Source organism: Streptomyces sp. NPDC056144 (genome assembly GCF_042264145.1).
Classification (GTDB): domain Bacteria; phylum Actinomycetota; class Actinomycetes; order Streptomycetales; family Streptomycetaceae; genus Streptomyces.
The window spans coordinates 1-25,063 of record NZ_JBHJVF010000006.1 but is presented as its reverse complement, the minus strand read 5'-3'; the positions used below and the strand labels follow the sequence as shown (position 1 = coordinate 25,063).

Sequence of the window (25,063 nt, the reverse complement as noted above, 5' to 3'; positions counted from 1 at the left end):
CCTCAAGGGGGACGGCCCAGGATCCGTACCGAGCCGGACGACCCGGGGGCGGTGCCCCCGTACGGTTGACGCGTGACTCAGACGCAGACCACTCCCGAATCGAGCCGCAGCCCCGAGTTCCGCCTGGTGCAGGTGGCTCTCGGCGGTCTGCGCCAGGAACTGTTCCACGACGCGTTCGCGTACCGGCCGCTGGGGCGGATGGACGTGGAGAGCGGGCTGGCGGCACGGCTGCCGGAGCGGATACGGCCGTACGCGGGGATCTTCCCGCACGCGGTCGTCGCGGGCCTCGCGTTCATCGTCTTCATGATCGGGTACGAGCGGGCCCACAGCTCGGGACTCACCGGGCTCGTCTTCTCCTGCGTGCCCCCGGCGATCGTGCTCATGACCCTGGTCCGGCCCGTCCTCGCCTACTGGGCCTCCCTCGCCTCGACCCCGTTCATGGCCGCCCTCGGCTTCTACTGGGGCGGCTGGCCCTGGCCGACGTCGTCCTTCGCCGCCCACCTCGTCGTCCTCACCGTCGTCGCCGCCCGCACCAATCCCCGTACCGCCGGGTGGATGTGGATCGGCACCGCCGGGTACGCGTTCGTCGCCGAGGTGTTCCTCGCGGCGGGAGGCGGCGGCTCCGACTCGATCCCCCTCCTCTTCGTCTCCGCCCTCTCCCTCCTCGCCGTCACCCTCGTCCAGACCCGCCGCCAGGCCGCCCGTGACGTCTCCGCCCAGCAGACCGTCACCGCGCAGGAGATCTCCAAGCGGACCGTCCTGGAGGAGCGCACGACGATCGCCCGTGAGCTGCACGACGTGGTCGCCCACCACATGTCGGTGGTCGCGATCCAGGCCGAGGCCGCCCCGTACCGGGTCGAGAACCCGCCGCCGGAGCTGGAGCAGGCGTTCCTGACCATCCGGGAGAACGCCGTGGCCGCGCTCACCGAGCTCCGCCGCATCCTCGGTGTCGTCCGCGCCGAGGACTACGAGGCCCCGGACGCCCCGCAGCCGACCCTCGGGGACCTCGACACCCTCGTGCGGAACGTCTCCGAGGCCGGGCTCGTCGTCGAGAAGACCGTCACCGGCTCGGTCCGCGAGCTGCCGCAGGGCGTCGAGCTCTCCGCGTACCGGATCGTGCAGGAGGCCCTGTCGAACGTGCTGCGCCACGCGCCCGGCGCGGCGGCGAAGGTCGAGGTCAGTTACGTCCTCGGGGGTCTCGGCCTGCGGATCGCCAACGGGCCCGCCCGTGGCCTGGCCAAGCCGTCCCCCGGAGCCGGGCACGGCATCACCGGCATGCGCGAGCGTGTCACGATGCTCGGAGGCGAGATGACCGCCGAGGAGACGCCCGACGGCGGCTACGAGGTCGCCGCCTTCATCCCCCGCAGCCGAGAGGCGGTCGACGAGTGATCCGCGTCCTGATCGTCGACGACCAGATGATGGTCCGCGAGGGCTTCTCCGTCCTCCTCGGCGCGATGCCGGACATCGAGGTCGTCGGCGAGGCCGTCAACGGCCGCGAGGCCATCGCCCAGGTCGCCGCCCTCCGTCCCGACGTCGTCCTCATGGACATCCGCATGCCGGAGCTGAACGGCATCGACGCCACCCGCGAGATCGTCGCGGCCGACGCCGAGGCGAAGGTCCTCGTCCTCACCACCTTCGACCTCGACGAGTACGTGTACCAGGCGCTGCGCGCCGGGGCCTCCGGCTTCCTCCTCAAGGACGCGTCCGCCCGGCAGCTCGCCGAGGGCGTCCGGGTCGTCGCCGCCGGGGAGGCGCTGCTCGCCCCGACGGTCACGAAGCGGCTGATCACCGAGTTCGCCAAGGCGCCCGGCACCTCGCTGAAACCGCCCGCGATGACGCAGCTGGGGGAGCTCACGGAGCGCGAGACGGAGGTCCTCGTCCTCATCGCGCAGGGCCTGTCCAACGTCGAGATCGCCGAGCACCTGGTCGTCGCCGAGTCGACCATCAAGACGCACGTGAGCCGCATCCTGGTGAAGCTGGGGCTCCGGGACCGGACGCAGGCGGCGGTGTTCGCGTACGAGACGGGGCTGGTACGCGTCGGGGGGTGAGGGGCCTGCGGCGGCGGTAGCGTCCGGTCATGGAACCTGCCGACGTCTACGACCCCTGGTCCCCCTCCTTCGTCGCCGACCCCTACCCCGCCTACGCCCGCCTCCGGGCCACCGGCCGCGCCCACTGGCACGGGCCCACCCGCCAGTGGCTGATCCCGCACTACGAGGACGTGTCCGCGCTCCTGCGGGACCGGCGCCTCGGCCGGACGTACACCCACCGCTTCACGCACGAGGAGTTCGGGCGCGAGGCGCCGCCCGCCGCGTACGAGCCGTTCCACACGCTCAACGACCACGGCCTCCTCGACCTGGAGGCGGGGGACCACACCCGGATCCGGCGGCTGGTGTCGAAGGCGTTCACGCCGAGGACGGTGGAGCGGCTGGCGCCGACGGTACGTGGTCTGGCTGCCGGTCTCGTCGGGGAGCTGGTCGCGGCGGGCGGCGGCGACCTCCAGGCCCTGGTCGCCGAGCCGCTGCCCGTCGCCGTCATCGCGGAGATGCTCGGCGTTCCCGCCGAGGACGAGGAGCGGGGCATGCTGCGGCCCTGGTCGGCGGCGATCTGCGGGATGTTCGAGCTCAGCCCCTCGGAGGAGACGGCCCGGCGCGCGGTCCGGGCCTCGATCGAGTTCTCCGACTACCTGCGGGAGCTGATCGCCCGGCGGCGCAAGGAGCCGGGGGACGACCTGATCTCGGCGCTCGTCGGGGTCGGGGAGCTGACGGAACAGGAGATGATCTCCACCTGCGTCCTGCTCCTCAACGCCGGCCACGAGGCCACGGTGAACACCACGGTCAACGGCGTGTGGACGCTGCTCCGCCACTCCGTGCGCCCGGACGTCGATGCCGGTCCCGAAAAGTTGTCCACAGCTGTGGAAGAACTTCTGCGCTACGACACCCCGCTCCAGATGTTCGAGCGCTGGGTCCTCGACGACATCGAGGTCGGCGGCGTCACGATCCCGCGAGGCTCCGAGGTCGCCCTCCTCTTCGGCTCCGCCAACCGCGACCCCGCCCGCTTCGGCCCGACCGCCGACGCGCTCGACCTCACCCGCGCCGACAACCCCCACATCACCTTCGGCGCGGGCATCCACTACTGCCTCGGCGCCCCGCTCGCCCGCCTCGAACTGGAGGCGGTCTTCGGCGAGCTGCTGCGCCGGGCCCCCGGCCTGCGGCTCGCGGAGGAGCCGGTGCGGAGGCCGGGGTACGTGATCAGGGGCTTCGAGAGCCTGCTGGTGGAGGTGTAGAGCCTGCATCGCACGGGTCTCCCCGCGCGGACGGCTACGGCGCCGCCTCCTCCCGGGGGAGCATCAGCCCCCACGCCCCCGCCCGCACCGTCCATGTCCGCCGCCGCACCGGCCCCGCGACCCGGCCGTCCGCGCGGTAGCGGAAGTCCGGGCCCGAGACGGTGAGGATGTGCGCGGTGCCGTGGCGGGGCGGGGCGGCCGAGGGGTGGACGGTGACCTCCGCCGTACCGGCGACGGAGCGGACCGAGACGCCCTCCACCGGGGAGTCGACGTCGGCGAGGAGCACCCCGTCGGCCTCCACCCGCAGCCGGTGGGTGCGGACCGCGAGGGCCGTCGGCGCCGGGCGGACCAGGGTGCGGACCAGGGAGCGGCAGGTCCCCCAGACGGACGAGGTCGGCGCGGTGAGGCCCCGGACCGACGGGGCGCGGACCGACGGGGCACGGGCCGCCGAGGCCGCCGCCGGGACGAGGAGGTCGCCGAGGACGAGGCCGTCGCTGTCGTCGACGAGCAGGTCGAGCCGGCGCACGGCCCCGTCGAGGGCCGCCCGCGCCGCCGCCGGGACGGCGTGCGGCACGCCGAGCGCGTAGGCGAGTTCCAGCGTGTCCGGCGTGCCGATCGGGACGAGCGCGAGGGCCCGCTCGGAGGGGTCGCGTTCGCGGTGGAGCTGGGCCACCGCGCGGAGCAGCGCGCGGTCGTCGCCGAGCACCACGGGGCGGCGCGCGCCGCGCCGGGCAAGGGCCCGGGCGAATTCCTCGGGGCCGTCCGGCAGGCAGATCTTCGCCTTCGCGCCCGCCGACAGGACATCCTTCGCGATCCGCACGGACTCGCCGTCGTTTCGGCGGGCGACCGGGTCGACGATGACCAGCAGCTGGTCGTGATCCGACACCTCGGTCCTTCCTCGGGTAGCATCTTTGTGCAAGAGCCCCTTGCGCTATTGCGCCAGGGGCTTCGTCTATTCCGGGGCACACCGGTTCAGGCGGCGTACGCGCCCTGACCTTGGACATGCCCCACCCGGAAGGGGTGTACGCCTGTGCCCGCACTTGTGCTGCTCGGTGCTCAGTGGGGTGACGAGGGCAAGGGAAAGGCCACCGACCTGCTCGGTGGTTCCGTTGACTATGTCGTGCGTTACCAGGGCGGCAACAACGCCGGCCACACCGTCGTTGTCGGTGACCAGAAGTACGCGCTGCATCTTCTCCCTTCCGGAATCCTCTCGCCGGGGTGCACCCCGGTGATCGGAAACGGTGTCGTCGTCGACCCGGCGGTCCTGCTCTCCGAGCTGAGCGGACTGAACGAGCGAGGCGTCGACACGTCGAAGCTCCTGATCAGCGGTAACGCTCACGTCATCACGCCGTACAACGTCACCCTCGACAAGGTGACGGAACGGTTCCTCGGCAAGCGCAAGATCGGCACCACGGGCCGCGGCATCGGCCCGACCTACGCCGACAAGATCAACCGCGTCGGCGTCCGGATCCAGGACCTGTACGACGAGTCGATCCTCACCCAGAAGGTCGAGGCGGCGCTGGAGGGCAAGAACCAGCTGCTCGCCAAGCTCTACAACCGCCGCGCGATCGAGGCGGAGCAGATCGTCGAGGAGCTGCTCCAGTACGCGGACCAGATCAAGCCGTACGTGGCCGACACGACGCTGATCCTCAACAACGCGCTCGACGAGGACAAGGTCGTGCTCTTCGAGGGCGGCCAGGGCACCCTGCTCGACGTCGACCACGGCACGTACCCCTTCGTCACCTCGTCGAACCCGACCGCGGGCGGCGCCTGCACCGGCACCGGCGTGGGCCCGACGAAGATCAGCCGGGTCATCGGCATCCTCAAGGCGTACACGACCCGCGTCGGCGCCGGCCCGTTCCCGACGGAGCTGTTCGACGCGGACGGCGAGGCGCTGCGCCGCATCGGCGGCGAGCGCGGTGTCACCACCGGCCGTGACCGTCGCTGCGGCTGGTTCGACGCGGTCATCGCCCGCTACGCGACCCGCGTGAACGGCCTGACCGACTTCTTCCTCACCAAGCTCGACGTGCTGACCGGCTGGGAGGAGATCCCGGTCTGCGTCGCGTACGAGATCGACGGCAAGCGCGTCGAGGAGCTGCCGTACTCGCAGAGCGACTTCCACCACGCGAAGCCGATCTACGAGACGCTGCCGGGCTGGTCCGAGGACATCACCAAGGCCAAGACCTTCGCCGACCTGCCGAAGAACGCGCAGGCGTACGTGAAGGCCCTGGAGGAGATGTCGGGCGCCCCGATCTCCGCGATCGGCGTCGGCCCCGGCCGCACCGAGACGATCGAGATCAACTCCTTCCTGTAAGGCCTGTAAGGAGTACCCGCGACACCAGCGGTACGAGCGGTACCAGCGGTACGGGTGAGGGCCCGCGTCCGGCGATCGAGCCGGGCGCGGGCCCTCGCGCGTTCAGCCGTCCAGCTTGGTGTCCCGCCCCACCTTCTCCCAGGCGGCGAGGTCGCCCCCGACCTGCTCCAGGTGGGCGTGGATCGCGTCGATCGCGTCGTCGCCGAGGGCGAGCCGCAGCGGCGTCTCCTCCGCGTCGAGCGCGGCGAGGACGGCCGCCGCGGCCTTCGCCGGGTCGCCGTCCTGGGTGCCGGCGCCGCTCTGGACGTACGCGCGGGTCGCCCCGACGGTGTCGGCGTAGTCGGCGACGGTGTCGCCGCTGAGGCTGTGGTTGCCGAAGAGGCTCGTGCGGAAGGCGCCCGGCTCCACGATCAGGACCTTGATCCCGAGCGGGCCGACCTCGGCGGCGAGCGCCTCGGACAGGCCCTCCAGGGCGAACTTGGTGGCGCTGTAGGCGCCGAACCCGGCCATCGACATCTGCCCGCCGACGCTGCTGAGCTGCACGATCGCACCGGAGCGGCGGGCGCGCATGTGGGGCAGGACGGCGCGGGTGAGGGCGGCGGGGCCGAAGACGTGGACGTCGAAGAGGGAGCGCAGCTCGGCGTCACCTGTCTCCTCGACCGAGCCGACGTGGGTGCGGCCCGCGTTGTTGACGAGGACGTCGACGCGGCCGTGGCGCTCGACGGTGTGGGCCACGACCCGGTCGACGGCGGCCGTGTCGGTGACGTCGAGGGCGACGGCGTCGACCCGGCCGGGGTGGGCGGCGACCAGCCCGTCCAGGGTCTCGGTGCGGCGGGCGGCGGCGACCACGACGTCACCGGCGCCGAGGGCGGCCTCGGCGAAGGCGAGCCCGAAGCCGCTGTTGGCGCCGGTGATCAGCCAGACCTTGCTCATGATGGGTACTCCCCGTGATGGGTGGGTGCTGCGGCAGTGCTCGCGGACTCAACAAGACTGCCCTGCAAGGGTATTGATCGTCCAAGGACTTCGCCGGTGTTTCCTGGTCGGCCTGAACTCGCCTTGTGGGGACGGTGATTCGGGAGCGTAATAAGGGGTTCATTCGTCGTGGGTCCAGCCCTGGGGGAAGCATGGCCACACCGCCCGTACCGCCGAGACCGCCCAAGCCGCCGAGACCGTGGGCCCAGCCGGCGGCCACCCCGCCGCCCCTGCCGAGCAGCGGCCTCGTCATCAGCAAGCGGCTGCTGTGGGTGCACGGAGGCGCGTACCCGCTGGAGAACATCGTCCGCGTCCACACCTTCCTGCTGAGGCCCCGGCGCGGGGAGGCCGTCGGCCGGTTCCTCAAGCGGGGCGGGATCACGCTCCTGGTCCTCCTGTTCCTCCAGTACCTGGGGGAGGAGCTGTCGAGCGGATCGGACATCGAAGGGTTCGTGGCGGTCGCGCTGCTGATCGCGGTCGGCCTGTTGATCTACTACTTCACCGAGATGGCCTCGGTGGCCTTCGCCCCGAACCACCACGTCCTCGCCGTCGAGACCAACGGCCGCTCCACGGCCCTCGTGACGGGCAAGCGCGAGCACCTGGAAGGCCTCGTCCGCGACATCGCCGACGCGATCGACAAGCCGGACGCGGAGTTCACCGCCTGGGTGGGCGCGCTGAACATCACCAACTACGACAACTACTACTTCGGTGACTCCGTGAACATGTACGGCGGCACCGGCAACACCGGGGTGAGCAAGTGATGGCCGGAGACCACTTCCACGGCGACGTCGTGAACATGCACGGCGGCCAGGGCAACCAGGGCATCGTGCACCACCACAACCACGGCTCGCCCGACATCGAAGCGCAGCTGGAGCGGATCCGCGTCCTCGTCGAGACCCTGCGCGCCCAGGTGTCCCCCGAGTCCGCCGACGACCTCGGCAGCGCCTCGGCCGCCCTCGCCGTCCCCGAGGCCCGCCGGGGCGGCCTCGTGGCGCTCCGGGCGCTGGCCACGGACCTCGGCGCCATCGGCCAGCCGCTCCTGGACGCGATCCGGATCGCGTTCGAGCTCCTCAGTCCCGGATGAAGTCGACCGGTTCGCCGTCCGCCTGCATCCCGTAGAGCTGGAGCAGCTCCTTGCCCTTGTAGGTGGTGATCCGCAGGTTGCCGGAGCCGTTCTCGACGCACTCCGGGTCCCAGGTGTCCGGGTCGCGGGTCTCCGGGCCGAGGACGAGGAGGGTGCCCGCGCCCGCGACGATCGCGGTGGTGGCGCAGCGGACGTCCTCGGACAGGTAGTTCCCCTGGTCGTCCGTGCGCGGGTACGACTGCTCGAAGCGCGCGAGCGACGCGCCCGCGGGGCCCTGGGTGATCGTCAGGCGGTAGACGAAGCGGTCGGGGTCGGGCTGGGTGATCCCGTCCGGGTTCTGCTTCCAGCCGTCGACGAAGGCGGGGGGCACGATGCTCGCCCCGGCCGTGGTCCGCTGGAAGGTGCCCTTGGCGACGCCGGAGCCCCATTCGACGACGTCGGTCGAGCGCATCCGGAGGGTCTGGCGCCCGGCCGGGGTGCAGCGCCCGGCGGGGACGCTCTCGGTGATCTCGGCCTCGCCGAGGACGAGCTCGCCGTCGGTGGCGGAGAGCAGCGGCGCCCGGCCGATGCACAGCTGGTCGCCGGTGACGTGGGTGTAGACGGCCGTCCTGGCGCCCTGGGGGCCCTGGGTGATCTCGATCCGCCGGGTCTCGTACGGGATGTCCGCCGAGCCCTTCAGGACGCCCTCCCAGGCGCCGACGAACGAGGGCGGGACGATCCCCGCGGCCTTGCCGGTGTCCTTCCCGGTGCCCTTCCCGGCGTCCTTCCCGGCGGCGGCGGTCCGGCCGCTGCCGCCGTCGCCGCCCTTCGGCCAGTACACGTACCCGGCCGTCCCCGCCCCCGCGAGGACGAGCGCGGCGACGGCGGCGACCAGGGCGGTACGGCCCCGGCGGCGCGGCCGGGACGGGGAGGCGGCCGCGGTGGTGCCCAGGGGCGGCGCCGACGGGGGAGGAGTGTCGGAGGAGCGGGTCCCGTACGTCTCCGGGGACCCCTCGCCGTACCCCTCCGCCTCAAGCAGCCGCGCCGCGTGCCGGCCGAGCCGGGCGAGGACGTCCGCCGGCAGCCACGGGTCCGCGACCGGCAGCGTCTCCACGATCTCCGCCGCCGTCGGCCGCGCCGCCGGGTCCTTCGCCAGGCACGCCCGGATCAGCCCGGTGAGCTCCGGCGCGAGGTCCGTCAGGTCGGGCTCGTCGTGCGCGATGCGGAACATCTGGGCGTGGACGCCGCTGTCCGCCGTACCGAACGGGGAGCGCCCGGTCGCCGCGTACGCGAGGACCGAGCCGAGGCAGAAGACGTCCGACGCGGGCGTCACCCGCTCCCCGCGGACCTGCTCGGGCGACATGAAGCCGGGCGAGCCGACGACCGCGCCGGTGGTGGTCAGGCCGCCGCCCTCGGCGACGGTGTCGACGGCGCGGGCGATGCCGAAGTCGATGAGCCGGGGCCCGTCGACGGTCAGGAGGACGTTGCCCGGCTTGAGGTCGCGGTGGACGAGCCCGGCCGCGTGGATGTGGACGAGGGCGCGCGCGAGCCCGGACGCGAGGGTCTTCACGGTCGCGGGCGGCAGCGGCCCGTACTCGTCCTGGACGACGGACCGCAGCGAGGGTCCGGGGACGTACCCGATGGCCACCCACGGCGCCTCCGCGCCGGTGTCCGAGCCGAGCACGGGCGCGGTGCCGGTCCCGCCGACGCGTTCGAGGGCGGCGACCTCGCGCGCGAAGCGGAGCCGGAACTCCTCCTGGGCCGCGAGCTCCGCGTGCACCACCTTCACGGCGACGGTCCGGCCCCCGGCCGAACGCGCGAGGAAGACCCGCCCCATCCCGCCCACCCCGAGACGGCCGATGAGTCGGAACGGGCCGATGCCGACCGGGTCTTCCGCGTTCAATGGCTCCACGGGACGAGAGCATGCCAGACCGCCGGTGAACCGTCTCCGTCAGCGGTCCGCGTCAGCCGCCCGCGTCAGCCTTCCCCGCAGATCCTCAGCCCCTTCGGGGTCGAGCACGGCAGGTGTCCGTGGGTGAGGACGACGTCCTGACCGCCGCCGCGGATCAGGTACGTCAGGAAGCTCGACGTGAGGGAGTCGGCCGGCGGCATGCCCCAGGTGTACGCGTACTCGATCTCCCGGTACGGGTAGGGGGACGAGCCGATCTCGTCGACCGACGCCCCGCGCCCGTCGATGGCCACCCGGTGCAGCCCCTTCACGCCCTTGCCGCCCCGGAGTTCGGCGTACCCGATGGCACCCGGCGTCCTGGCGACGGTCGACAGGACCTGTTCGGTGGAGTCGAGTTCGCAGCGGACGACCTTCGCCTCGGGGTCGTCGATCGTCGCGCAGTTCAGGGAGGAGTTGGCGAGCTCGTTGCGGCCGAGGACCCGGCGCTGGAAGACCTCGCGCGTACCGGAGTTGGCGTCCCGGCTGATGAGCCTGACCGGCTGGCGGAGGCCGGGGACGAGCGCGCTCCAGTCGGCGGTCTCGCCGCGGTAGAGGCGGCGGATCTGGTCGAGGGTGAGGCTGTCGACCGGGATCCCGTCGTTGAGGACGAGGGTGTAGAGGGAGACCGCGACCATGCTCTCGCGCAGCTCCGGGTAGCCGCTCGGCTTGCGGCCGTCGGAGAGGGCGACGACGGCGGGCGACCCCTTGCTCCCCTTGTTCCCCGTGTTCCCCTTGCTCCCCGAAGCCGCCGCCCCCGCCTCGGCCAGCTCCCGTATCCCGGAGGTCGAGCCGTGCGCGCTGACCGTGATCTTCGAGCCGGGGCAGTCCTTCTCGTACTTCCTCGCCAGCTCCCGTACGACCGGCGCGAAGGCCGTCGAGCCGGTGACGGTGAGCTCTCCGGTGGCGCAGCCGATCGGCGGCGGGGTCTGCTCGCGGACGATGATCGCGGCGAGCGCGACGACGCAGGCGGTGAGGACGACGGTGACGGTCCGCGCGGCCCGGCTGAAGACGGGCGGCTTGTCGTCGGGGGTCGTGCTGTGGTTGACGTGGACGTGGCCCTCGGCGATGTTCCCGTCGACCGAGACGGGGCTGCCGATCGGGCCCCGGGTGAGGAGGACGAGCAGCTTGTAGTGGGCGCCCCGGTTGAGCGGGACCTTGGGGAGCTGGATCGTGCCCGTGCCCTCGGTGAAGCCGCGCCAGGAGGCGGGGAAGTGGCTGAGCAGCCCGGGGTGGTCGGGGGCGGTCACGACGACCGCCTTCACCCGCCGCCCGGAGAAGCCGACGGCGAGACCGTGGTCGCCGCCGTCCGTGTAGTCGTCGCGGCCGATCGACAGGGCCCCGTCGTTCTCGATCCGCAGCAGGACGAGGGTGGCGTCCTCCAGGCCGGGGCTGGTGTCGAAGAACCCACGGCGGACGGCCGCGCCGGCGGTCCCGCCGCCGGAGAGGCGCCCGGCGGCGCTCCCGGAGGCGTTGCCGACGGCCGTGTCGAGCTGGACGCGGTAGCCGATCCGCCGCTGGTGCGGCACGCGCCGCTCGTACCAGACGGCACCGGCGGAGACGAGGACACCGAGGAGCGCGGTGACCACGGCGATGAGGTTCTCAGCGGTGAGCCAGTCCACCCGCGCGACGGTACGCACGCGTGTGCGGTTCCGTACGGGGCCTAGGCGCCCGTCACCTGGAGTTCTCCCTTCCGCAAGCCCGTCCGCCGGCCCTTCCGCAAGCCCTTCGCGAGCCCTTCCGCCGGGCGCGGCCCCGGGCTTCCGCCAGGCGCGGCCCCGGGCGGCTCAGCCGGGGTTGCCCGGCCGTTTCGGGCGTGGGTGTAATGGCCGGGAGGGGGCCTTCATACGAGGAGTGTTCCCATGCGCGTCGTCGAAGTGCCCGCGGTCGGCGGACCCGAGGTCCTCCGGATGTCCCATCGCCCCGATCCGGAGGCCGGGGACGTCCCCGGCCGGGTGCGGGTACGGCTCAAGGCGGCCGGCGTGAACCAGGCGGACCTGAAGATCCGCTCCGGCGGCTTCGTCCCCGGCGGGATCACCCCGCCCTTCGTCCTCGGCCTCGAATTCGCCGGCAAGCTCCTCGACCCCGCCCCCGGCCTTCCCGTGGGCACCCGGGTGGCCGGGTTCATGGACTGGACGGGCGAGGGCGCGTACGCGGAGACGATCCTCGCCGACCCCGCCTGGCTGGCACCGGTCCCCGACGACGTGGACTTCCCCACCGCGGCCTCCGTGCCGGTCTCCTCGCTCACCGCCGCCCAGGCCGTCGACCTCCTGGACCTCCCCCCGGGCTCCTCCGTCCTGATCACCGGCGCGGGCGGGGTCGTGGGCTGGTTCGCGGTCCAGCACGCGGTCGCGGCCGGGCTCCGCGTCGTCGCCCTCGGCGGCGACGAGTCCGACCTGCGCCACCTCGGTGCCGAGGCCGTCATTCCGCGCGGCGCCCCGGAGGACGTGATCACGGCGGTCCTGGCCTTCGCCCCCGAGCGCGTCGACGGCGTCTTCGACACCGCCCTGATCGGCGACCCGCTGCTCCCGGCGGTACGCGACGGCGGCGTGTTCGTCCCGGCGTCGAAGGAGAGGATGCCGACGGCGGAGCGGGGCATCAGGGTCGAGGCGGTCGAGGGGCACCCCGACGGCCCCCGCCTCAAGCGGATGCTGGAACAGGTGGCGGCCCGGGAGCTCGCCACGCGCATGGCGGACGTGCTCCCGCTGGAGGAGGCCGCCGAGGCCCACCGACGGGCGGAAGCGGGCCACCGACCTGGCCGGATCGTTCTGATGATCTGACCTTTCCGTCGACCGGTACCTCGAAAACAGGGCCTCGTTACCCAGGCATGACCTCACCCCAGCGTGTTCTCACTGCTCTGGCCCTCGCGGCCACGGCCATCGGCATCGGCGCGGGCGCCGCTGCCGCCGACCCCCTGGCGGGCGCCGCCGGCCTCCTCGGCCCGGTCACCGGCGCGGCCACCCAGGCCGACTCGCCGCTGAGCGGCGCCACGGGCGACGCGCTGGGCGGCGTCACCTCCTCCCTCCCGCTGCCTCTGTAGTCCCCGGAGGGGGCGCGGCGCTCGGTCAGCCGCGAGTCCCCCTCCCCGATGGCGCGTCCTCCTCCGGTTCCCCTTACCCCCCACCCGGAGAGGGCGCGCTTTTCCGCGTTCTTCGCCCCCCGTTTCCCTCCCTTTCACCCCCCGCGACCAGGTCGAAAGCCCGGTCGAAACCTGTGGCAGGATGCCGCTACCGGCGGCCCGTCTCCGTGTGCCGCCGATGAATCCAGGGGGGCCTTCATGAAGCTTTCGCGCGCGCTCAGGGGCGCGTTCGTCGCCACGGCCGTCGCGACCGCGACCGCCACCGTGGCCGGCACGGCCTCGGCCGCGCCGACGGCGTACCAGGTGACCTTCCCGATGTACGGCGTCCACAAGACGTCGGGCGACCTCCGCGTGTGGTTCCCCACCGCCACCGGCTACCTCTCGGGGCAGACGTTCGCCTACGACTTCTCCAGCGTCGCCGACGTCATCTCCGCCGACAACGACGGCGACGGCTACGGAGAGGCCGACTGGACCCTCTACAAGGACGGCCGGCTGGAGTTCTTCTCGGAGGAGGGGACCGCCGAGGACCCGACCGTCGTCGGCTCGGGCTGGAACACGTACAAGACGGTCTTGTCGCCCGGCAGCATCGGTGGCGCCAAGGAGGCCGACCTCGTCGGCTTCGACAAGACCGGCGTGCTGTACAGCTACCTCGCGTACCCGACCGGCAAGCTCACCCCCCGCGTGCGGGTCGGCGGCGGCTGGAACGTGTACGACCAGATCGCGGGCCAGGGCGACCTGACCGGCGACGGCAAGCCGGACATCGTCGCCAAGGAGAAGTCGACCGGCTTCCTCTACCTCTACAAGGGCACCGGCGACTACAAGGCCCCGTTCGCCCCGCGCCAGAAGGTCGGCAGCGGCTGGAACGCGTACGACCGCCTGATCGCCCTCGGCGACGTCAACGGGGACGGGAAGGCGGACCTGCTCGCCCGAAAGCCCACGGGCGCGCTGATGCGCTACAACGGCACGGGCCTCGCCCAGGGCCCGTTCAAGCCGCCGGTCCAGATCGGCTCCGGCTACCAGTCGTACAACCTGCTCTAGTTCGCGGCGAGTTCACTGGAACGCCGGAACCCGGCGCTCTGTCACGATGAATGGTCTGGACCTTGACAGGTCCAGACCATTCGCGTTTCTCTGGCCTTCCCCCACCGGAAGGACCGCCATGCTGCGCAGGCTCGTCACGCTGATCGCCGCTCTCTGTACGGCAGTTGGGCTCGCCGCACTCCTCCCCTCCGCGACCGCGGGCGCCGCCCCCGCCTGCGTCGCCGCCTGGAACTCGGGCAGCGTCTACACGGGCGGGATGACCGCCTCGTACAACGGCCACAACTGGTACGCGAAGTGGTGGACGCAGAACGAACGCCCCGGCTCCTCCGACGTCTGGCGCGACCAGGGCGTCTGCGGAACGGGCGGCGGCGGCACGGATCCGGACCCCTCCGGATTCGTCGTCACCGAGGCGCAGTTCAACCAGATGTTCCCGAACCGGAACCCCTTCTACACGTACGCGGGCCTCACCGCCGCCCTCAAGTCCTACCCCGCCTTCGCCACCACCGGCGGCGACACGGTGAAGAAGCAGGAGGCCGCGGCCTTCCTCGCCAACGTCCACCACGAGACGGGCGGGCTCTACTACATCGTCGAGCAGAACACCGCGAACTACCCCCACTACTGCGACACCACCCAGTCCTACGGCTGCCCCGCCGGCCAGGCCGCCTACTACGGCCGCGGCCCCATCCAGCTCTCCTGGAACTTCAACTACAAGGCGGCCGGTGACGCGCTCGGCATCGACCTGCTCCGCGACCCCTACCGGGTCGAGCGCGACCCGGCGGTCGCCATGATGACCGGCCTCTGGTACTGGAACACCCAGAACGGCCCCGGCACGATGACCGCCCACAACGCCATGGTCAACGGCGCCGGATTCGGCGAGACGATCCGCTCGATCAACGGCGCCCTGGAGTGCAACGGCGGCAACCCCGCCCAGGTCCAGAGCCGGATCACGAAGTACCAGCAGTTCACCCAGATCCTGGGCGTCCCCGCCGGTGCCAACCTGTCCTGCTGACCCCTCCCGCAGGGGGGCGGGCGGCAACGTGTCTGGTCCGTCGCGGTCTCGGTGGACAAGATGGTCATAGCCCGCCCCACCTGCGGTTCTCTACCCTGCCCGCATGACCCCTCATGTCGCCGCACCCGATCCCCAGGCCGGCGCGGCCGTCAAGGCCGCCGACCGCGCGCACGTCTTCCACTCCTGGTCCGCCCAGGGTCTGATCGACCCGCTCGCCGTCGCCGGCGCCGAGGGCTCGTACTTCTGGGACTACGACGGAAACCGCTACCTCGACTTCACCAGCGGTCTCGTCTACACGAACATCGGCTACCAGCACCCGAAGGTCGTCGCCGCGATCCAGGAGCAGGCCGCGAAGCTCGCGACCTTCGCGCCCGCCTTCGCCGTGGAGCCCCGCTCCGAGGCCGCACGCCTCATCGCCGAGCGCACCCCGGGCGACCTGGACAAGATCTTCTTCACCAACGGCGGCGCCGAGGCGAACGAGAACGCCGTCCGCATGGCCCGGCTGCACACCGGCCGCACGAAGGTGCTCTCCGCCTACCGCTCGTACCACGGCGCCACCTCCACCGCGATCAACCTGACCGGTGACCCGCGCCGCTGGCCCTCCGACACCGCCTCCGCCGGTGTCGTGCACTTCTGGGCGCCGTTCCTCTACCGCTCGCCCTTCTACTCCGCCACCGAGGCGGAGGAGAGCCAGCGCGCCCTCCAGCACCTGGAGGACACCATCGCCTTCGAGGGTCCGGCGACGATCGCCGCGATCATCCTGGAGACCGTGCCCGGCACCGCCGGCATCATGATCCCGCCGCCCGGCTACCTCAAGGGCGTCCGCGAGATCTGCGACAAGTACGGCATCGTCCTCATCCTCGACGAGGTCATGTCCGGCTTCGGCCGCACCGGCAAGTGGTTCGCCTCCGAGCACTTCGACGTCGTGCCCGACCTGCTGACCTTCGCGAAGGGCGTCAACTCCGGCTACGTGCCGCTCGGCGGCGTCGCCATCAGCGCCGAGATCGCCGCGACCTTCGACAAGCGCCCCTACCCCGGCGGCCTGACCTACTCCGGTCACCCGCTGGCCTGCGCCGCCGCCGTCGCCACCATCCACGTGATGGAGGACGAGAAGGTCGTCGAGAACGCCGCCCACATCGGCGAGAACGTCCTCGGTCCCGGCCTGCGCGAGCTCGCCGAGCGCCACCCGTCCGTCGGCGACGTCCGCGGCCTGGGCGTCTTCTGGGCGCTTGAGCTGGTGAAGGACCGCGAGACCCGCGAGCCGCTCGTGCCGTACAACGCGGCCGGCGAGGCCGCGGCGCCGATGGGCGCCCTGGGCGCCGCGGCCAAGAAGAACGGCCTGTGGCCCTTCATCAACATGAACCGCACGCACGCGGTCCCCGCCTGCAACGTCTCCGAGGCGGAGGTCAAGGAGGGCCTGGCGGCCCTGGACGCGGCGCTGACGGTGGCGGACACGTACACGACCGCGTAACCGGCAGCGGGAGCGGAGCGGGAACGGTACCGCGTACCACAGGGGACCTCCCCGGAACGGCGACCGGATCGCCGTACCGGGGAGGTTCCCTCCGTTTCGACTAGGGTGTCCGTCACCCGGACGGAGGGGGCCTGCCATGCCCGCGAGCGGAGCTGTCACCCGCAACACCCTGCGGCGGCAGATCGCGGACGCGCTCCGTGACGAGGTGCTCGCGGGCCGTCTCAAGCCAGGCGAGGAGTTCACGGTCAAGCAGATCGCCGAGCAGTACGGCGTGTCCGCCACGCCCGTACGCGAAGCGCTCGTCGACCTCTGCGCGCAGGGCCTCCTCGACTCCGACCAGCACCGCGGCTTCCGCGTCCACGAGTACTCGATCGACGACTACCGGCGCATGGTCGAGGCCCGGATGCTCGTCGTCGACGGCATCTTCCGCCGCCACGCGCCGCTGGCCCTGCCCGCCACCGCCCCCGACCCCGGCGTCGGGGTCATGCTCGTCTCCGTACGCCGCAGGGGCGAGGCCGCGGCCCGCGCCGCCCGCGCGGGCGACCTGGACGTCCTCATCGGCTACGACATCCGGTACTGGGGCGAGCTGGCGCGGCTGCTGGCCGAGAACGACTACATCGCCGACTTCCTGCACCGGCTCCGCGTCCAGGCCTGGGTCTTCTCCGTGCCGTACCTCCGCTCGGAGCGGGACGTCCTCGGCTGGCTGTGGAGCGGCCACATCGAGCTCCTCGACGCGATCACCCGCGGTGACGGGGAGGCCGCGAGCGGGGTCGTCCGGGCCTACAACGCGCACTCCCTGGAGTGGGCCGACCGCCTGGAGACCCGGCGGCCGGGTTGAGACGGGGGCTCCGGGGGCAGTTCCTGAGCGGGTGGGCGTGGTCGGCGCCGCCGACTACCCTGGCCGTCCCTGCAACTGACGGAGAGCGAGCCTCCCTTGGCCTGTGACCTGTGGCTGGTCCCCCTCGTCGACGTGCTGTGTCACAGCCCCGACAACCCCTTCGCGGAGGAGATAGCGGCCTACGACGCCGTGCTCAGCGCGTCGGGCCTGCCGACCGTGCCCGTCTACGCGTACATGCCGGGACTCTCCGGCGACGTCGCCCCCATCGCGGGCTTCGACTACGAGGCCCTGCACTTCCTGCGGCGCGCCTACCTCCTCCAGATGTGCGGGCTGCCGGTCGAACCGGTGGGCGAGCTCGGCGGGGACTACGAGCAGCTCCTGGAGATGTTCGAGGCGACCGCCCAGCAGTCGCACCTCGTCTGGCACTACGACCACGCCGGCGCCTACGTGCCGGTCGACTTCCCGGTGCCGCTCTCCAGCGAGCAGCTCCTGGAGGGCGGCGGTCCGCTCGGCTCCTCGTACGGGCTGCTGCGCGAGCTGGAGTTCGTGGCGCCCTCGATCGGCATCGACCACATGAACCCGCCGGCGCCCCCGGCGCCGCCGGAGCGCCCGACCTCCCTGGAGGAACCGGCGACGACGGCTCCGTACGAGGACGGGCCCTTCGCGCGGGAGCGCCATGTGTGGCTGGGGCTGCACGCGGCGGCGACCAGGAGCCTGGCGCAGGGCTCGATGATCATCCTGAGCTGAGGAGCGGGCCCGAGGGGTGGGGGCGCCACCCGGCGTGGAGGGGGATTGCCGGGTGGGAACCCTCCTCCGTCCGTCAGCGGCCTCAGCGCGCCTCTGGGGGCCGCTGGCGGGGCATGTTCGGCCGGGTGCCCGGGGGGAGCGGGAAGCGGCCGGAGAGGTGGGGGCTCTCCGTGCGCGCGGGCATCACCCCGACGGACTGGAGGGCCAGCGGCGCCGGCCCCGAGCGGAACTCGACCATCCAGTCCGCGGTCTCCGCCCGGACGAGCTCCGTGACGTCCTCCGAGAAGCGGCGGAGCACGCCGAGACATCGCTCGGCGGCCTCGCTCGCGGTCCCCTCGGTGGGGCCGAGGACCTCCCGGACGCTCTCGGAGGCCCAGTCGAACTGGAGGGCCTGGAGACGGCGCTGCACGGCCTGGGCCGTGGCCACGTCCCTTATCCAGCCCGAGGTGAGGCCGAAGTACCGGTCGCACGCCATGCAGGCGGCGCCGAGCAGGAGCGACAGGTAGCCCCAGCCGGCGGTGCCCTCGGCGGCCCCGGTCAGGTCGAGGAGCGGCAGCGCCGCGCCCGCGATCACCCCGATCGCGGTGCCGATCCGCAGGAGCCGGGCGGTGCGGCGCTTCCACACGCGGTCGGAGAGGTACCACTCGGCCGTGCGCAGGGCGTTGCCCTCGACCCAGCGGTAGAGCTCGTCGAGCCGTTCGGCGGGTTCGCCCCAGTCGCCCAGGGGGAAGGGCGTACCGGTCAGATCGCGTGGGACGGCTTCCCCGGGCTGCCCCGGCGGCTGCATCTCCGGCTGCTGACTCACCGGGGGACTCCTCTGTTCAGCTCAGCGCTCGTGTCCTTCTGTGACGTGCGGTGCACGTGGTGCCTGCCCTTCCTACCGCCGAATGGTGGGCGGCGGGCCCGGAATCCCGGGATTTCCGCCCGCAAGGGGGTGTTGATCAGGTAGAGGAGTCAGCAGTTTCTCACTCGAAAGAGTGATGGAGGCAGGGCGGCCGACGAGCACGTAGGCTCGTGCGTACCCGATAAACGGACGTACCGAACCTCAGGAGTGACCGTGATTCCCGGTGGTGGCCAGCCCAACATGCAGCAGCTTCTCCAGCAGGCCCAGAAGATGCAGCAGGACCTCGCCCGCGCCCAGGAGGAGCTCGCACGGACCGAGGTCGAGGGCCAGGCCGGCGGCGGCCTGGTCAAGGCGACCGTGACCGGCTCCGGTGAGCTGCGCGGCCTCGTCATCGACCCGAAGGCCGTGGACCCCGAGGACACCGAGACCCTCGCCGACCTGGTGGTCGCCGCCGTGCAGGCCGCCAACGAGAACGCGGCACAGCTCCAGCAGGCGAAGCTCGGCCCGCTGGCGCAGGGCCTCGGCGGCATGCCGGGCCTGGGCTTCTGACCCGTACACCTTCAAAGGTGTAGTTCCAGCCGATACCGTAAGAATCAAGCACTTCCGAGAAGGGCGTTCCGTTGTACGAAGGCGTGGTTCAGGACCTCATCGACGAGCTGGGCAGGCTGCCCGGCGTCGGTCCCAAGAGCGCGCAGCGGATCGCCTTCCACATCCTCCAGGCGGAGCCCACCGACGTACGGCGGCTGGCGCACGCGCTCCTGGAGGTCAAGGAGAAGGTCAGGTTCTGCGCGGTCTGCGGCAACGTGGCGCAGCAGGAGCAGTGCAACATCTGCCGCGACCCCCGGCGCGACCTCACCGTCATCTGCGTGGTCGAGGAGCCGAAGGACGTCGTGGCGATCGAGCGGACGCGCGAGTTCCGGGGGCGGTACCACGTCCTCGGCGGCGCGATCAGCCCGATCGAGGGCGTCGGCCCCGACGACCTGCGCATCCGCGAGCTCCTCGCGCGGCTCGCGGACGGCACGGTCACGGAGCTGATCCTCGCGACCGACCCCAACCTGGAGGGCGAGGCCACCGCGACGTACCTGGCGCGGATGCTCAAGCCCATGGGCCTCAAGGTCACCCGCCTCGCCAGCGGACTCCCGGTCGGAGGAGACCTGGAGTACGCCGACGAGGTGACCCTCGGCCGTGCCTTCGAGGGACGGAGGCTGCTAGATGTATGACGACCGTGAGTACCGTGACGACCGGGTCCGTGCGCGCGAAGGCGCACTCTCAGGGAGGCTCCTCGATGTCTGACGCCACGCTCCACTCCGTCACGCAGGATCCCGCCGACTTCGCGGTCCAGATCGCCGACTCCGTCGAGAGCTTCATCGTCGCGACCACCGAGGTCGCCAAGGGCGACGAGCCGGACAGCGCGGTGCCCTTCCTGCTCCTGGAGATCTCGCAGCTGCTGCTCGCGGGCGGGCGGCTCGGCGCGCACGAGGACATCGTCCCGGACGAGCGCTACGAGCCGGACACGGGCCCGGAGCCGGACGTCGACGAGCTCCGCGAGCGCTTCGCCGTGATGCTGGAGCCGGTCGACGTCTTCTCCGAGGTCTTCGACCCGTACGAGCCCCGCAAGGCGCCCGTCCCGGCCCGGATCTCCGACAACCTCGCCGACATCGTCGCGGACCTCCGCCACGGCCTCGCCCACTACCGCGCGGGCCGCACCAGCGAGGCGCTGTGGTGGTGGCAGTTCTCGTACTTCTCCAACTGGGGCCCCACGGCCTCGGCCACCCTCCGCGCCCTCCAGTCCCTGGTGGCCCACGTCCGCCTGGACCAGCCCCTGGCGGCCCTCGACGGCCTCGACACGGACGAGGACCTCACGGAGGACGACCTCGCGGAGGAGGCGGGACGCGTGATGATGGAGGAGATCGCGGGCCCGCTGGGGCTGACCGAGCGGCTGTAGGTGACCGGGGGCTTAGCGGCTTCCGGGGACCGCTCGGTAGCCGCGGGGGGAAACATCGGGAAGGTCGTCACGGGCGACTTCTCGACGCTGGTCGAGCGGGGAGTCGTGCTGCCGGCGGAGGCGCTCGCCGTCCCGGAGACCGGCCTCGTCCACCTTCCCGACCGCACGGCCCTCTTCGTCGGCCGCGAGAAGGAACTCGCCCTCCTGGACGAGGGCCCCTGGCCGGGCGTGCGCGTGCTGTGCGGCCTCGGAGGCATCGGGAAGTCGACCCTGGCGGCCCACTGGGCGGCGGGGCGGCTCGACGGCCACCACCCGGTGTGGTGGATCACCGCGGAGACCCCGGCGGAACTGGACGCGGGCCTGGCGGCGCTCGCCCGGGCGATGCACCCCACGGCGGTCGGCGTCCTCCCGGACGACGCCCTGCGCGAGCGGGCGCTCCAGTGGCTGGCCACCCACGACGACTGGCTCCTGATCCTGGACAACGTGTCCGATCCGGCGGACCTGAAGCCCTTGCTGGCCAGGGGCGCACGGGGACGGGTGCTGGTCACCTCCCGGCGGGCGAGCGGATGGCAGGACGTGGGCCGGACGGTGGCCCTGGACGTCCTGGACCCGGAGGAGGCGGCGGGCCTCTTCGCACAGGTCTGCGGGTCCGACGACGGGGTCGACGAGCTGTGCGCGGAGCTCGGGTATCTGCCGCTGGCCCTGCGGCAGGCGGCGGCGTACTGCGCGGAGGCGGGGATCACGCCGCGCGCGTACGGGGAGCTGCTGGCGGCGTACCCGGCGGCGATGTTCGCGGCGACGGAGGAGGGCGGGGAGGAGGCGCGGACGGTCGCGCGGGTGTGGCAGGTGACGCTGGAGCGGCTCGCGGACACGCCGCTCGCCGTCGTCGTGCTGCGGATCGTCTCCTGGTGGGGGCCCGAGGGGATTCCGCGCCGGCTCCTGGCGCTGCTCGGGACGCCGGTCGAGGTCACGGAGGCCGTGCGGCGGCTCGCGGCGCACAGCATGATCACCCTCCACGGCGAGACGCTGGGCGTGCACCGCCTGGTCCAGGCGCTCGTACGGGAACAGGAGCCGGGGGAGGGGCGGGATGCCTGCGGTGTCGCCGTGGCGCTGCTGCGGTGCGGCGTGACCGATTCTGCGGTCGACCTGAACCGGCGGACCGTCGTCCACGTGGAGGCGTTCGCCGAGCACACCGATCCGGCCGAGGACGACTGGGCGGCCGCGGAGCTGTTCCTCGACGCCGGGGAACAGCTGCGCATCGACCTGGCCTTCGGCCGGGCCGTGGTGCTCCTGGAACGCGCGCTCGGCTCCCTGCGCCGGACCCGCGGCCCGCACCACACGCTCACCGTGCGCACGTGGCAGGGACTCGCCATGGCCCTCGTCCCCGCCGGTGACCCGGTACGGGCTGCCGAGGTGATCGAGCAGGGCATCGCCGACCGGACCGAGGCCATGGGGCCGGACGATCCGGAGATCCTGCTGATGCGCGGGCACCGGGCCCGGATGCTGCTGTCGACCGATCCGGAGGGCGCGCGGCTGCTGATGGCGGAGAACGTGGCGCACTGCGAGCGGGTGCTCGGTCCGCTGCACCCGCTGACGATCAGGGCTCGTTTCCAGCTGTTGAACGTCGGGGTGGACGGTGCGGGAGCGTTCGGAGAGCTCCTGAGCGACGCCGAGCGGGCCGTACCGGAGGCTGTCGATCTGTGCGACGAGATCGAGCACTCCCTGATCATGGCGCTCGTCGTCTCCGGAGAGCCGGAAAGGGCGCTGGCCCGCGCGGAGGGGGCCGTCGAGCGGCACATCGCCCGCTACGGCGCGGAGGACCCGCGCACCCTGCTGGCACGCTGGGTCGTCCTCCGTGCGCTGAACGGCGGCGGGCGCACGGACCGGGCCCGCGAGCTGGGGGCCGTGCTGCTCGAGGACTGCCTGCGGGTGCTCGGCGAGACGGAAATGGCCCGGCTGGTGCGGACCCAGCTGGGGCAACCCCTTCCTCCGGTCCCGCCCCCTGCCATCATGAACCCATGACGAACCAGCCGAACGGTCCCTCAAAGGCTCTGTTGTGGAGCGGAGTTGGCGTCGGTCTCGTCGGGGTCGCCGCGCTCGTCGCCGTCGCGGTGACCGACCTCGGCAAGGCCGACCAGATCGCCAGCGTCGTGGGCGCCGTGCTCGCCGCCGCCGGGCTCGGGGTGTCCCTGTGGGCGCTGCGTTCCGGGGGTGGGGGCGGGGGTGGCGTGACGGCCTCCGGGGAGCGGGCCGTCGCCGCCGGCGGGAGCATCGGGGTCGTCGTCACCGGCGACCGGGCGCAGGCCCCGGCCGCGCCGCCCGCCATGCCCTCGTCCGGGGGTGCCGCCCGGCCCGGGCCCGTCACCGCCTCCGGTGACCGCTCCGTCGCCGCCGGCGGGGACATCGGGAGCGTGTCGACGGGCGACGCGTGAGCGGGAGTGTCGAGGCCTCCGGGGAGCGGTCCGTCGCCGCCGGGCGGGACATCGGGTGGGTGCACACCGGGGACCGGGTGACCGTCCTGACGCCCGAGGCCGCCGGGCCCGTGCGGTGCGCGGACGGGATCGTCAACGTGCCCCGTAAGTCCGCCCACTTCGTCGGGCGCGCGGACGAACTCGACGTCCTGGAGGCGGCCGAGGAGCCGGTCGTCGTCGCCGGGCTCGGCGGGGTCGGGAAGTCCTCGCTCGTCGCCCGGTGGGCGCTGCGGCAGGCGGCGGCAGCGCGTAACCCGGTGTGGTGGGTCACCGCCGAGAGCCGTGCCGACGTCGACGCCGGTCTCGCGGCCCTCGCCGCCGCGATGCAGCCGGAGTTGATCGACGTCCTGCCGCAAGAGGCTCTGCGGGAACGGGCCTTGCAGTGGCTGTCCACCCATGACGGCTGGCTGCTCCTGCTCGACAACGTCACTGATCCGGGTGACGTGGAGGGCCTGTTGGCGCGGATCGGGCGCGGCGGGCGGGTCGTGGTGACGACCCGGTCCACGGACGGCTGGTACGGGATCGGGCGGGTGCTCGCGCTGCCCGTCCTGGCGGCGCCGGAGGCCGTCGACCTGTTCACGCGGGTCGCCACGCACGCGGGGCCCCGGGACACCGCCGGTGCCGACCGGCTCTGCGAGAGCCTCGGGCAGCTGCCGCTCGCGGTCGAGATCGCCGCCGCGTACTGCGGGCGTACGGCGACGGGCCCGCTCACGTACCTGGAGGAGCTCGGCGCGCTCGACGGGCGCGGGAACGCGGAGGAGGGCGTCGCCCGGACCCTGCGCGTCTCGCTGGACCGGCTCGTGGCCTCCGACCCGTACGCGGGGGAACTGCTCCGGCTGCTCGCCTGGTTCGGCCCGGACCGGATCCCGCCGCTGCTGCTCCCGCCGGGTCCCGGCACGCGCCGGGCGCTCGGGGAGCTCGCCGCGCACAGCATGGTCACGCTCCACGAGGACGGGTCGGTGTCGGTGCACCGGCTGGTGCAGGCGGCGGCGAGGCGGCCGGATGCGGGGGACCCGCACCGGGAGCCGGGGCTGGTCGAGCGGGCTCGGCTGGCGGCGGAGGCGGCGATCGTGGCGGCCGTGCCGGCGGACCCCGAGGAGCCGACCCGCTGGGAGACGTTCCGTCTGCTGGTGCCGCACGTCGAGGCGTATCTGCGGCATGCCGCCCCGGAGAGCGACGGCGCGGGTCTGCTCGCGAGGCTGGTCAACGTCCGCACGTACCTGGTGCTCTCCGGGGCGCAGGGCGCGGCGGTCGGCCTGCTCGAGCGGGCGCTCGCCGCCGCCGAGCGGCTGTACGGGCCACGGCATGCCGCCACCTTCACGATGCGGGCCGGGTTCCTCAGCGAGTCCGGAAGCCCGGAAGAAGCGGCCGCCCTGGTGCGGGACATGACCGAGGAGGTCGGTGCCGACGACGAAGGCACGCTCCTGGCGCGCAGGATCCTCGTGCGGGTCCTGAAGCAGGCCGGACGGGGTGGCGAGGCGATCGCGCAGTACGAGGAGCTGGTGGCCGATCTGACGCGGGTCATGGGGGCGGACGACCGGCGCACCCTGGGGGTGCTGGCCGACCTCGCCCGGGCGTACATGGTCGAGGGCCGGATCCCGGAGGCCGTCGACGCGGGTTCGCGCGCGACGGCCGGACTGTGGTCCGTCCTGGGAGCGGAGCGCCTGGAGACCCTGGAGGCCCGGTTCTTCCTGGCCGGCATCCGGATGGTCGCCGGGGACATGGACGGGGCTGTCGCCGACCTCCGCGAGCTGCTGCCCGTCTTCGTACGTGTGCTCGGTGAGGACCACCCGTACACCGCGGCCGTGGTGACCGCCCTCGATGAACTGACCCAGTGATCACCCACTGAGCGCAATGTCTCAGGATGTGATATCACCCCGGCGTTTTTCGGGCTCTCGTTAGACTGAGCCGATCGCAGCGAGACGGCTGCGGCACACACGGATTGTTGAGCGAGGAGCGCACGTGGGCCTTGTCGTGCAGAAGTACGGCGGCTCCTCCGTTGCCGATGCCGAGGGCATCAAGCGCGTCGCCAAGCGGATCGTCG

Annotated in this window: 24 protein-coding genes; 19 read left to right on the top strand and 5 right to left on the bottom strand. The window is 72.6% G+C overall.

Annotation, left to right across the window (positions count from 1 at the left end; genetic code table 11):
* Positions 1-72 precede the first annotated feature (72 nt).
* From ACFC0Z_RS19415 to ACFC0Z_RS19405, 3 genes are read left to right on the top strand one after another with little or no spacing between them, the layout of a single operon-like run.
* Positions 73-1,389, top strand: coding sequence for a sensor histidine kinase (locus ACFC0Z_RS19415; RefSeq protein ID WP_376439241.1), 1,317 nt, complete (start codon positions 73-75; stop codon positions 1,387-1,389).
* Positions 1,386-2,048, top strand: a complete 663-nt coding sequence (locus ACFC0Z_RS19410) for a response regulator (protein WP_376439238.1) — start codon at positions 1,386-1,388, stop codon at positions 2,046-2,048. Before ACFC0Z_RS19415 ends, ACFC0Z_RS19410 begins: the two co-directional genes overlap by 4 nt.
* A gap of 29 nt (positions 2,049-2,077) precedes the next feature.
* Positions 2,078-3,283 carry a cytochrome P450 gene (locus ACFC0Z_RS19405; RefSeq protein WP_376439235.1) on the top strand — a complete coding sequence of 402 codons (1,206 nt, stop codon included), beginning with the start codon at positions 2,078-2,080 and terminating at the stop codon, positions 3,281-3,283.
* 34 nt (positions 3,284-3,317) lie between these two features.
* Here ACFC0Z_RS19405 and ACFC0Z_RS19400 read toward each other — a convergent pair whose 3' ends face one another.
* Positions 3,318-4,169, bottom strand: coding sequence for a diacylglycerol kinase family protein (locus ACFC0Z_RS19400; RefSeq protein ID WP_376439234.1), 852 nt, complete (start codon positions 4,167-4,169; stop codon positions 3,318-3,320).
* Between the two features lie 144 nt (positions 4,170-4,313).
* Here ACFC0Z_RS19400 and ACFC0Z_RS19395 point away from each other — a divergent pair, with 144 nt between their 5' ends.
* Positions 4,314-5,597, top strand: a complete 1,284-nt coding sequence (locus ACFC0Z_RS19395; RefSeq protein ID WP_376439231.1) for an adenylosuccinate synthase — start codon at positions 4,314-4,316, stop codon at positions 5,595-5,597.
* 102 nt (positions 5,598-5,699) lie between these two features.
* Here ACFC0Z_RS19395 and ACFC0Z_RS19390 read toward each other — a convergent pair whose 3' ends face one another.
* Entirely contained in the window at positions 5,700-6,530 is an 831-nt protein-coding gene (locus ACFC0Z_RS19390; protein WP_376439228.1) for an oxidoreductase, read from the bottom strand.
* 191 nt (positions 6,531-6,721) lie between these two features.
* Here ACFC0Z_RS19390 and ACFC0Z_RS19385 point away from each other — a divergent pair, with 191 nt between their 5' ends.
* Positions 6,722-7,330 carry a DUF6232 family protein gene (locus ACFC0Z_RS19385; protein WP_376439226.1) on the top strand — a complete coding sequence of 203 codons (609 nt, stop codon included), beginning with the start codon at positions 6,722-6,724 and terminating at the stop codon, positions 7,328-7,330.
* Positions 7,330-7,653 (top strand): hypothetical protein, encoded by a 324-nt coding sequence (locus ACFC0Z_RS19380; protein WP_376439224.1) that lies wholly within the window; start codon positions 7,330-7,332, stop codon positions 7,651-7,653. Before ACFC0Z_RS19385 ends, ACFC0Z_RS19380 begins: the two co-directional genes overlap by 1 nt.
* Here ACFC0Z_RS19380 and ACFC0Z_RS19375 read toward each other — a convergent pair.
* A complete protein-coding gene (locus ACFC0Z_RS19375; protein ID WP_376439221.1) occupies positions 7,640-9,544 on the bottom strand; it encodes a serine/threonine-protein kinase in 1,905 nt (634 codons plus the stop codon). The genes ACFC0Z_RS19380 and ACFC0Z_RS19375 overlap by 14 nt on opposite strands.
* A 65-nt stretch (positions 9,545-9,609) precedes the next feature.
* Positions 9,610-11,199: a substrate-binding domain-containing protein gene (locus tag ACFC0Z_RS19370; protein ID WP_376439218.1), complete on the bottom strand. Its 1,590-nt coding sequence runs from the start codon at positions 11,197-11,199 to the stop codon at positions 9,610-9,612.
* A gap of 240 nt (positions 11,200-11,439) precedes the next feature.
* Here ACFC0Z_RS19370 and ACFC0Z_RS19365 point away from each other — a divergent pair, with 240 nt between their 5' ends.
* From ACFC0Z_RS19365 to ACFC0Z_RS19335, 7 genes are all read left to right on the top strand, one after another.
* Positions 11,440-12,357, top strand: a complete 918-nt coding sequence (locus tag ACFC0Z_RS19365; RefSeq protein WP_376439215.1) for an NADP-dependent oxidoreductase — start codon at positions 11,440-11,442, stop codon at positions 12,355-12,357.
* Between the two features lie 47 nt (positions 12,358-12,404).
* Complete coding sequence (locus ACFC0Z_RS19360; RefSeq protein ID WP_376439212.1) at positions 12,405-12,617, top strand: hypothetical protein; 213 nt, start codon at positions 12,405-12,407, stop codon at positions 12,615-12,617.
* Positions 12,618-12,854: 237 nt separating this feature from the next.
* Positions 12,855-13,694 (top strand): FG-GAP repeat domain-containing protein, encoded by an 840-nt coding sequence (locus ACFC0Z_RS19355; RefSeq protein ID WP_376439209.1) that lies wholly within the window; start codon positions 12,855-12,857, stop codon positions 13,692-13,694.
* A 118-nt stretch (positions 13,695-13,812) separates the two neighbouring features.
* Positions 13,813-14,703, top strand: a complete 891-nt coding sequence (locus tag ACFC0Z_RS19350) for a glycoside hydrolase family 19 protein (protein WP_376439206.1) — start codon at positions 13,813-13,815, stop codon at positions 14,701-14,703.
* Positions 14,704-14,806: 103 nt separating this feature from the next.
* On the top strand, positions 14,807-16,174 hold the full coding sequence (locus ACFC0Z_RS19345) for an aspartate aminotransferase family protein (RefSeq protein WP_376439203.1): 1,368 nt from the start codon (positions 14,807-14,809) through the stop codon (positions 16,172-16,174).
* A 136-nt stretch (positions 16,175-16,310) separates the two neighbouring features.
* The gene (locus tag ACFC0Z_RS19340) at positions 16,311-17,012 is read left to right on the top strand and encodes a GntR family transcriptional regulator (RefSeq protein WP_376439200.1); all 702 of its coding nucleotides are present in this window, start codon (positions 16,311-16,313) and stop codon (positions 17,010-17,012) included.
* A 96-nt stretch (positions 17,013-17,108) separates the two neighbouring features.
* A complete protein-coding gene (locus ACFC0Z_RS19335; protein WP_376439198.1) occupies positions 17,109-17,759 on the top strand; it encodes a hypothetical protein in 651 nt (216 codons plus the stop codon).
* An 82-nt stretch (positions 17,760-17,841) separates the two neighbouring features.
* On the opposite strand, the gene ACFC0Z_RS19330 is transcribed toward ACFC0Z_RS19335, so the two are convergent.
* The gene (locus ACFC0Z_RS19330) at positions 17,842-18,546 is read right to left on the bottom strand and encodes an SLATT domain-containing protein (RefSeq protein ID WP_376440282.1); all 705 of its coding nucleotides are present in this window, start codon (positions 18,544-18,546) and stop codon (positions 17,842-17,844) included.
* A gap of 270 nt (positions 18,547-18,816) precedes the next feature.
* Between ACFC0Z_RS19330 and ACFC0Z_RS19325 the strand changes: the two genes are divergently transcribed.
* The 6 genes from ACFC0Z_RS19325 to ACFC0Z_RS19300 all read left to right on the top strand — a co-directional run bounded on the left by ACFC0Z_RS19325 (position 18,817) and on the right by ACFC0Z_RS19300 (position 24,857).
* Positions 18,817-19,152: a YbaB/EbfC family nucleoid-associated protein gene (locus tag ACFC0Z_RS19325; protein ID WP_376439196.1), complete on the top strand. Its 336-nt coding sequence runs from the start codon at positions 18,817-18,819 to the stop codon at positions 19,150-19,152.
* 71 nt (positions 19,153-19,223) lie between these two features.
* Positions 19,224-19,823: a recombination mediator RecR gene (gene recR / locus ACFC0Z_RS19320; protein WP_376439193.1), complete on the top strand. Its 600-nt coding sequence runs from the start codon at positions 19,224-19,226 to the stop codon at positions 19,821-19,823.
* A 65-nt stretch (positions 19,824-19,888) separates the two neighbouring features.
* Complete coding sequence (locus tag ACFC0Z_RS19315) at positions 19,889-20,548, top strand: DUF5063 domain-containing protein (protein WP_376439191.1); 660 nt, start codon at positions 19,889-19,891, stop codon at positions 20,546-20,548.
* Positions 20,549-22,570, top strand: coding sequence for an NB-ARC domain-containing protein (locus ACFC0Z_RS19310; protein ID WP_376439188.1), 2,022 nt, complete (start codon positions 20,549-20,551; stop codon positions 22,568-22,570).
* Positions 22,567-22,980, top strand: a complete 414-nt coding sequence (locus tag ACFC0Z_RS19305) for a hypothetical protein (protein ID WP_376439185.1) — start codon at positions 22,567-22,569, stop codon at positions 22,978-22,980. The genes ACFC0Z_RS19310 and ACFC0Z_RS19305 overlap by 4 nt, the downstream gene beginning before the upstream one ends.
* Positions 22,977-24,857, top strand: a complete 1,881-nt coding sequence (locus tag ACFC0Z_RS19300; protein WP_376439182.1) for a tetratricopeptide repeat protein — start codon at positions 22,977-22,979, stop codon at positions 24,855-24,857. Before ACFC0Z_RS19305 ends, ACFC0Z_RS19300 begins: the two co-directional genes overlap by 4 nt.
* Positions 24,858-25,063 lie beyond the last annotated feature (206 nt).